The following is a 6,000-nucleotide window of genomic DNA, read 5'->3' on the forward strand; positions in this document are numbered from 1 at the left end:
AATGATGAATGCGGAATGCGGAATGAATGAAGAGGTATCTACCGGTGTAGGAGCCTGCTTGCAGGCGAATATTGCCCGGCAAGCGCGGAAATTCGCCTGCAAGCAGGCTCCTACATGGGGCTCGCGGTTTATTCCGCATTCCGCATTCCGCATTCCGCATTTAACCGTGCTCGCTTTCCTGCTCGCACTCCCCGCCTACGCCCAGGAAACCGAAGAACCCCAAACCCCCGACACCCCCTGGTGGCAGGTCTGGCAAAAAATCCCCGGCCTGTCTCCGCAAATCGAGGAACCCGGGGTCGAATACACCGAAAACCCCGTCGGCAACAACACCGAATCCATGCTCCTGGGCCAGCCCCGCCGCCAGTGGGTGCAGGACGCCACTCTGTTCTCCGAAGCGATGGAACCGGTGATCGAGGAAAATATTATCGAGCCGCTGCCCTTCGAGGCGGTGGAGGATGATATTCCCCCGGAATCCATCGAGGCGCTAAAGGAAAAACTGGCAGAACTGGGCGATGCCTACAACCTGAAACTGCACTTTATCGGCCACACCGACAGCGAGCCGCTCCCTCCGCAGCAACTGGCGGAGTACCCGGACAAAACCGAATTTACCCGCGCCCGCGCGCAGCTGGTGGCGGAATTTTTCCAACTGGCCCTGGACCTGCCGGAAGAGGCGGTCTCCTTCGAGGGCCGCGGCGACGCCGAGCCGGTTGCGGACAATATCACCAGCACCGGACGCGAACTGAACCGTCGCGTGCAGGTGCAGCTCAGCTACGACGAACTGGACGAAGAGGCCCAGGCGGAACAGGCCCGCGCCCAGGCGCTGCAGCTGAACCGGGTCAAGGTGTGCCGCCAGGAAACCGTGTGCAGGCTGCGCTACACCGCCGGCAGCGAACAGCGCGCGCGTTTGAAAAACCTGGTCACGCCCCTGCGTATAGAGCCGGGCCAGGTGGATCTGCCCGACGCCTTCGTGCGCCGCATCCGCGAGGTGCGCGCCAACCTGGCGGACAAGAACAATCTGGTGATTCACTTCGTCGGCCACACCGACAGCCTGCCGCTGCCGGACCGGCCCGCGCAGTTGTACAGCGACCATATGGGGCTGTCCCGAGCCGAGGCGCGCCGGGTGGCACTGGCGGTGCGCGATGTGCTGGGGCTGCCCGGCTACGCGGTGACCAGCAGTGGCAAAGGCGCCAGCCAGCCCATCGCCAACAACGATACCCCCAAGGGCCGCGCATTGAACCGCCGCGTGGAAGTGGAGTTCTGGTACGACGATCCGATGGAAACCGCCGGCGACGATGTGCAGGCCTGCCCGGAGGCGGCCAACGCGGAAACTATCACCATCGCCCACGAATCTCCCACCAGCGCGCTGCAGCCGATCCGTTTCGAACAGGGTGATCCGCTGATCTCCCAGTCGCAGCTGGAGCATATCCGCCGGTTGATGGCGGAGGTGGCGGACAAGGCCAATGTGCGCGTGGCTTTTGTCGGCTACAGCGACAACGAGCACATGGAGCGCCGCGAGGCTATGGTCTACGGCGACGACGTGGGCCTTTCCTCCGCGCGCGCGCGCCGCGCCATGGAGGCGGTGCAGCAACACCTGAATCTCAGCGACGAACAGGTGGAGTTCGAAGGGCGCGGCTATGTGCAGTCCGACGACGTGGTGACCACCGGCTTTATCCAACTGGACGGCGCCCGCGTGGAAGTGCAGGTGCTCTACGACGAACTGGCAGTGCTCGCGGATAAGGATCGCCTGGAAATCGAGCGCATCCAGCGCGAGGCCCGGGCCAACAATCCCTATGCCCTGAACCTGATGCGCATCACCGTGGACGGCGAGCCGGAGTACGACCCCTATAAAAACTCCGCCGACCTGCAGCGCTGCACCGACGTGGCTCTGGAGAATGCCAACATCCAGTTCCGCTTCGACAACAAGAAAATGCAGCCGCGGCTGAACGTCAGTGCCTGGCCCAACACCATCCGCTACGCCGACGATCCGGAGACGGAGGTGGCGGACAGCCGCGTGCAGTTCCGCAGCTACACCAACTACCCGTCCTTTATCGAGCGCGCGGAAGTGCGCCTGTTCGAGGAGGAGCAGTCGGTGCGCGACATGCCGCTGGCAGTGGTGGAGCTGGATGTGAACGGCAGAGGCGCGTGGGAAGCGGAGCTGGAGGAGTTCCGTGCACCGCTGAAAAAACTCCAGTACCTGTTGCGCGTCTACGACGAAAAAGGCCGCTACGACGAGACCGAGCCCCAGATCCTGTGGCTGGTGGACCGCCTGGATGCCCCCCTGGAGGAAACCGACGTGGAGCGGGAGCTACTGGTGGGCTACGGCGAAAACCGCCTGGCACACCGCAATATTCCCCTGGACGGCAACACGGTACTGGTCAACGGTTCGCAGATTCCCGCGGAGCACACCGTGTGGTTGGGCGGCAACCCGGTGCCGGTGAGCGGGCAGGGCGAGTTCGTCGCCGAGCAGATTTTCGGCAAGGGCCTGCACACGGTGGAAGTGGCGGTGCTGGACGAGCAGGGCAACGGCGATCTCTTCCTGCGCGATTTGCGTTTCGCCAACGACGATTGGTTTACCGTGGGCATCGCCGACCTGACCATCGGTTACGACAAGACCAACGGTCCGGCGGCGCTGGTGACCGGCGATGAAACCCACTACGACAACTCCGTCAGCTACGACGGCCGCCTGGCGTTCTACACCAGCGGCGGTTTCGGCGAGGGCTGGCGCCTGGCCGCCAGCGCGGATACCGAAGAGGGGCCAGTGGACGAGCTCTTTTCCAACTTTATGGAAAAATCCCCCGACGAACTCTTCCGCCGCATGGACTCGGACCTCTACTACCCGACCTTCGGTGACGACTCCACGGTGGTGGAGGATGCGCCCACTTCCGGCAAGTTTTACGTCAAGCTGTCCAAGTATGACGACTACGGTTTGTGGGGCAATTTCAAGGCCGCCTACACCGACAACGAACTGGCCCATATCGACCGCGCCCTCTACGGTGCCAACGGGCACTTCGAGAGCGATGCGGTGACCAGCTTCGGGGAAAAGCGTTTCCAGATCGACGGCTTCGGCGCCGAGCCGGGTACCGTCGACGGCCGCGACGAATTCCGCGGCACCGGCGGTTCGCTGTACTTCCTGCGCCACCAGGATATTTCCACCGGCTCCGAGCGCCTGCGGGTGGAAGTGCGGGACAAGGACTCGGACATCGTGCTGGCGGTGAGAAACCTCACCGCGGTGGTCGATTACGATATCGACTATATCCAGGGCCGCGTGCTGCTGAACAAACCCCTGTCCGCGCTGGCCAACGACAACCTGCTGATCCAGGACGGCGCCTTCAACGGCAACCCGCAATACCTGGTGGCGCGCTACGAGTACACCCCCGGGTTCGAGGAGATAGATACTCTCGCCGTGGGCGGGCGCGCCCACTACTGGCTCGGTGACTACGTCAAACTGGGTGTCAGCGGCACCCGGCAGGACGAGGAGGACAACGAGAGCTCTCTCCAGGGCGTGGACCTCACCTTGCGTAAGAGCGCCGGCAGCTGGCTGAAAATGGAAGTGGCGGACAGCCAGGGCGGCAACCTGGACCGCTACTCCTCCCTCGACGGCGGTTACAATTTCGGCAACGAGAGCGCCCTGGACCCGGATGCCAAGGCCGGCGCCTCGCGGGTGGAGGCCAGCCTGCAACTGGCCGATTTCTTCGAGGGCGCGCGGGGTTCCGGCACCCTCTACCACCAGGAGCGCGAGGCCGGATTCTCCGCGCCGGGCCAGGAGACTCTCAGGGACACCACCCAGTACGGTGCCAGTGTCAATCTGCCCATCGGTGAACGGCTTGATGTGGGCCTGAAGGCAGACAGCAAGGAGCAGGATCTGGGGCTACACACCGAGGCGGTGGATATGGAAGTGGGCTACCGGATCAGCGACCGCTGGCGACTCGCCACCGCCGCCCGCGCCGACACCCGCGAGGACTTTTCGCCGGTGGTGCCCGCCACCCAGACCCAGGGCGACAGAACCGATATGGCGGTGGAAGCCGCTTACAACTCCGGTGAAAACTGGAGCGCCTTCGGTTTCGTGCAGCGCACCCTGGAAGTCACAGGCACCCGCGAAGAGAACGACCGCGTGGGCCTGGGCGGCGCCTATCGGGTGAGCGAACGCCTGACCCTGGACAGCGAAGTCTCCGGTGGCGACACCGGCACCGCCGCACGCCTGGGGACCGACTACCTGATCTCCGACCGCACCAACCTGTACCTGAACTATGCCCTCGACAACGAGCGCACCGACACCGGCCTGCGCGCGCGCAAGGGCAATATGAGCACCGGCTTCCGCAGCCGCTACTCCGATACCCTGAGCATCTACGGCGAGGAGCGCTACAGCCACGGCGACGTCTCCACCGGCCTGACCCACGCCCTGGGCGTGGATCTGGCCCCGAGTGACCGCTGGAGTTACGGCACCAGTGTGGAGGCGGGTACCCTGGAGGACCCGCGCACCGGCGCGCAGACCGAGCGCCGCGCCCTCGGTTTGAGCATGGGGTATGACTCTGAAAACACCCGTCTCTCCTCCGCCGTCGAGTACCGCACCGATATCCAGGAAACACCGGTGGATGAAAGCACCATTTCCGAATCGGAGCGGGATACCTGGCTGCTGAAAAACACCTTCAGCTACCAGGTCAGTCCGGACTGGCGTTTGGTGGGAAAGCTCAACTACTCCGACAGCAAGAGTTCCCAGGGCGAGTTCTACGACGGTAAATATACCGAAGGGGTAGTGGGTTACGCCTACCGCCCGGTGGACAACGACCGCTGGAACACCCTGCTGAAGTACACCTATTTTTACAACGTGCCCACCTCTGACCAGGTCACGGTGAACAACACGGCCACCGAGTTTATCCAGAAGAGCCATATCTTCTCGGTGGACACCACCTACGACATCAGCCGCCGCTGGAGCCTGGGCGGCAAGTACGCCTACCGCCTGGGCCAGGTAAGCCTGGACCGCCAGGACCCGGAATTTTTCGACAGCCGCGCCAGCTTATATGTAGTGCGCGCGGACTGGCACTTCGTCAACCGCTGGGACCTGCTCGTCGAAGGGCGCATGCTCGACCTGCCGGATGCCGAAGACAGCCGCAGCGGCTTCCTGGTGGGCCTCTACCGGCATATGGGCAAACACTTGAAAGTTGGTGTGGGCTACAACTTCACCGACTTCTCCGACGACCTGACGCAGCTGGATTTCGACAGCCAGGGCGTGTTCCTGAACGTGGTTGGCAAGCTTTGATTGTTCGCCTGCAAGCAGGCTCCTACAGCGCTAGTTGATCTTTACGAACGCTGCGCATTTGAGTAAAAAGGCCTGATGCAAAGGAGAGCACAGAGCCACCGCTTGCGGTTGGGCCGACACAGCGAATCAAACCGTATCTATCTGATTACCGCCGTCTGCCACCAGCGGCAGAAGATATTTTCCGACTTCTGGGCCGGTCGTCATTTCGTTTGCGCGATGCAGAAAGTGAAAGACAGCGCAGCTACACTCTGCTACGTGGTAATGCCGGACCATATTCACTGGCTGGCACAACTGCAAGAATCGGCCGACCTTTCGCGAACCGTACAAAAAGTAAAATCTCTGACGACCATGGCTTTGCGCGACAAATGGCAGGGCCCGGTATGGCAGCGCGGCTTTCACGATCACGCTTTACGAAAGGAAGAGGACCTGCAGGCCACAGCTCGTTATATCGTCGCCAATCCGTTGCGGGCCGGCCTGGTTTCCTCCCTGCGCGATTATTCCCTCTGGGATGCCGTCTGGCTTTGACCCCACCTGTAGGAGCCTGCTTGCAGGCGAAAGGCTACGGAGCTCCGCCTCTGTTCGCCTGCAAGCAGGCTCCTACAACGTAAGCGTCCGGTGAACTCATCTTCCCACCACGGCCAGGGGCTGTAGTTTAGGTGTCCACCTATCAACAAGTGGACACCTACTATGACTGACATCATCCCAGAGAAGACACCCACCAAGCGTCGCCGGTATTCCAGCGC

General features: G+C 62.6%; 2 protein-coding genes. Both read left to right on the forward strand.

The features are described from left to right. Nucleotides 1–166: 166 nt before the first annotated feature. The gene (locus ACRC0P_RS14995) at nt 167–5,257 is read left to right on the forward strand and encodes an OmpA family protein (RefSeq protein WP_438632113.1); all 5,091 of its coding nucleotides are present in this window, start codon (nt 167–169) and stop codon (nt 5,255–5,257) included. A 108-nt stretch (nt 5,258–5,365) separates the two neighbouring features. Continuing rightward, on the forward strand, nt 5,366–5,782 hold the full coding sequence (locus ACRC0P_RS15000) for an REP-associated tyrosine transposase (protein ID WP_438632114.1): 417 nt from the start codon (nt 5,366–5,368) through the stop codon (nt 5,780–5,782). The last annotated feature ends 218 nt before the right edge of the window (nt 5,783–6,000 follow it).

The sequence above is a fragment of the Microbulbifer sp. genome (assembly GCF_051659245.1).
GTDB lineage: Bacteria > Pseudomonadota > Gammaproteobacteria > Pseudomonadales > Cellvibrionaceae > Microbulbifer.